We start from the raw sequence: 2,989 nt of genomic DNA, 5'->3' as shown, positions 1-2,989 counted from the left end.
GCAGCAGGTGGAAATTTGCTTCCTTATCAAGACAAAATCCAAAAGAAACTTATGGATTGTCCAACCATCACACTTCAAACCGCAAATGGAATAGAAAAGGTCATTCCTTGCGCAAAAGTCACAGCAAAAGGAATTGGTGTGCTGTCTCAAGAGCTTAAAAGACAAAGCATGCATTAAGAGGAGGTTATTATGATAAAAAAGAAATACAAACTGACTGATGAGACAATTAAAGTTGATAGAATAACGCTTTACCGTATCCGTGCATTAAAAGACTTTGGAGATGTTAAAAAAGGTGATCTTGGTGGCTTTGTAGAGAGTGAAAGAAATCTTAGCCATGATGACAATTGTTGGGTTGGTGATGAGGCGTGGGTTTATGAAAATGCATATGTCTATGAAAACGCCAAGGTTTATGAAGATGCCGAAGTCTATAATAACGCAAAAGTTGGTGGTAATGCCATAGTAGCTGGCAAAACAGCATTTTATGGAAGTGATGCTATCTTAAGGTAGGGGCAAAAACCATGGAAAAGAAATACAAACTGACTGATGAAACAATTGAGTTTGATGGCAAAACCCTTCACCGTATTCGTGCTTTAAGGGATTTTGATGATGTTAAAGCAGATGACCTAGGCGGTTTTATACAAAAAGAAGACAATCTAAGTCATGATGGCAATTGCTGGATTGGGGATTATGCAAAAGTCTATGGTTATGCCAAGGTTTTTGGTGATGCTAAGGTTTACGAAAATGCACATGTTTACGGTTATGCACATGTTTACGGAAATTCTCGTATTTATGGCAAAGCAGAAGTTTTCGATGAACCATGCATTTACGGTCATGCAGAAATTTACGGTGATGCATATATTTGCGGTGAACCTAGCGTTTTTGATAATGCAGAAGTTTATGGCAATGCACAAGTTTGCGGTGATGCGCATATTTATGGTCATGCAAAAATTTACGGTGATGCATGTGTATGTTGGGACGACTGGATTGATGGCGATAAAAGAATCTCAACTGGAGAAAAGACCAGATGAAAAAATACGAGCTCACTGATGAAATAAAAGAATTTCATGATACAAGAACCGATAAAAGTAAAAAACTTTATCGCATACGTGCATTAAGAGATTTTAGAAATATTAAAAAAGGTTACTTAGGCGGCTATATACAAAAAGAAGACAACCTATCGCATGAAGGCGATTGTTGGGTTTGGCATAAAGCTATAGTTTATGGTGACGCTAAGATTTTCGGCAATGCACAAGTATTTGAACGCGCAAAAATTACAGGCAGGGCGCGTGTTTATGAAAATGCAAAAGTTTGCGGTGGAGCATATGTTGAATATGATGCGCAAATTTACGGCAATGCACAAATTTATGGTGAGGCTCGAGTTTTGGGCCATGTTTATGGCAATGCCCGTGTCTATGGAGATGCTTATATAAGTGATAAAGCACACATTTCCGGAAATATGAAAATTCTAGATGGAGTATATATTTTCGATAATGTAAATATTTCTGGTAATCTTGAAATTCGTGGACGCAATTCAATCATCTACGAAAGTGACTATTCAGCAAGCGATATAAGCTACATAAGCCGTTTCTAGCAAAAAAAAACAAAGATTTTAACACAAGCGTGATTCACGCCACGGGGGAATTGCGCTCAAATAGGAGGAAATCAAGATGAGTGAACTAAGTACCACACAAACGGAATTAGTAAAAAAAACGAACGATTGTGAAATCAAACCTACAGCTATGGAGCTTATTTTAGAAAGAGCTTTAGAAAATGATGTCGATATGGATCGTCTCAAGCGTCTTCTTGAATTGCGAGAACAAGAGATAAAACGACAAGAGCGCTAAAACTTTGTCCGTGATCTTTCTGCTATGCAAACGGAATACAAAGATATCGAACAAAACGCCATTAATACACATACTAAAAGCCTCTATACAACGCTTGATAAATATATTGATGCTATCAAAGAACCTCTTGCAAAACATCACTTTGCCTTGTTCTCTCGTATCAAAGACCAGAGTTCAAATGACATAACTGTAGAAATGACTTTAAAGCATATATCGGGCAATGAAATATCAACAGAAGGAACATTTCCTTTTGACGCTACAGGGAGCAAAAATAACATACAAGCGGTTGGTTCTACTCTCACCTACGCACGGAGATATCTCTTAGGCATGCTTCTTAATGTTGCAAGAAAAGAAGACGATACAGATGGAATAACACTTCTTGCGGGTATCTCTCCTAAACAGATGAATGAAATCAAAGAATTAATTAAAAAAACACAATCTGAAGAAAGTAAGCTTATCTCTTTCGTAGGAGCCAAAAATCTAACAGATATGTCTTATAAACAAGCTCAAATCGCTTTGTTTTCTTTGAAAAAAAAAGCAACGAAAGCAAATGAATAAAGCACAACAAGAGCAATTAGATGCACCTATACAAGATGCCGATATAGAAACGCCACACGAACAGGGAACGGCGGTGTGAGATGGAACAAAGAACAGCAGAATGGTTTCAAGCGCGCTTAGGTAAAGTCACTGCTTAAAATGTTTACAACGTACTCAGTAAGACAGCAAAAGGTTTGCCTACAAGCAAATATGAAGATTACAAAACGAAACTCATGACAGAACGCTTAATAGGGGAAATAAGCCAATCTTATACAACACCTGCTATGCAATGGGGCATTGAACATGAAGAGAATGCCTTGAGAGAATATGAATTCATTTATGACACCAATGTCATAAGATGCGGGTTTATCCACACCCAAAAATGGAAATGGCGGGGGCAAGTCCTGATGGATTCATTGGAGAGGACGGTTTAATCGAAGTCAAATGTCCACAATCAACAACTCATCTTCGTTTTTTTATTTATGACGAAATCAAGCCTGAATATATCGCACAGGTGCAATTCCAAATGGGATGCACTGGACGCAAATGGTGTGATTTCATGAGCTATAATCCAAACTTTGTAGGCAAATCTACTGGTTTGAGAATGA

4 protein-coding genes and 2 pseudogenes are annotated in these 2,989 nt (G+C 37.8%); all 6 read left to right on the top strand.

Annotated elements, in window-relative coordinates:
- Window positions 1-177 (top strand): phage antirepressor KilAC domain-containing protein (locus tag ACFIMA_RS09320; RefSeq protein ID WP_375693768.1); only part of this gene is annotated, 177 nt, incomplete at its 5' end.
- A gap of 12 nt (window positions 178-189) precedes the next feature.
- Entirely contained in the window at window positions 190-507 is a 318-nt protein-coding gene (locus ACFIMA_RS09315) for a hypothetical protein (RefSeq protein WP_375639942.1), read from the top strand.
- Between the two features lie 11 nt (window positions 508-518).
- Window positions 519-1,028 carry a hypothetical protein gene (locus tag ACFIMA_RS09310; protein WP_375693404.1) on the top strand — a complete coding sequence of 170 codons (510 nt, stop codon included), beginning with the start codon at window positions 519-521 and terminating at the stop codon, window positions 1,026-1,028.
- Window positions 1,025-1,591: a hypothetical protein gene (locus ACFIMA_RS09305; RefSeq protein WP_375693405.1), complete on the top strand. Its 567-nt coding sequence runs from the start codon at window positions 1,025-1,027 to the stop codon at window positions 1,589-1,591. Before ACFIMA_RS09310 ends, ACFIMA_RS09305 begins: the two co-directional genes overlap by 4 nt.
- A 76-nt stretch (window positions 1,592-1,667) precedes the next feature.
- A pseudogene (locus tag ACFIMA_RS09300) lies at window positions 1,668-2,481 on the top strand (ERF family protein).
- 1 nt (window position 2,482) lies between these two features.
- Window positions 2,483-2,989: pseudogene (locus ACFIMA_RS09295) on the top strand (lambda exonuclease family protein); the annotation flags it as partial.

Origin of the sequence: Bartonella sp. AP88HLJMH, from assembly GCF_042195605.1 — a bacterium.
Classification (GTDB): Bacteria; Pseudomonadota; Alphaproteobacteria; order Rhizobiales; family Rhizobiaceae; genus Bartonella.
The sequence above is the reverse complement of the archived record's forward strand: the minus strand, read 5'-3'. Positions and strand labels throughout refer to the sequence as shown.

Bases quoted from the DNA above. Each gene is read 5' to 3' on its own strand.
- ACFIMA_RS09310 (WP_375693404.1), top strand. From the start codon at position 519: ATGGAAAAGAAATACAAACTGACTGATGAAACAATTGAGTTTGATGGC.
- ACFIMA_RS09315 (WP_375639942.1), top strand. From the start codon at position 190: ATGATAAAAAAGAAATACAAACTGACTGATGAGACAATTAAAGTTGAT.
- ACFIMA_RS09305 (WP_375693405.1), top strand. From the start codon at position 1,025: ATGAAAAAATACGAGCTCACTGATGAAATAAAAGAATTTCATGATACA.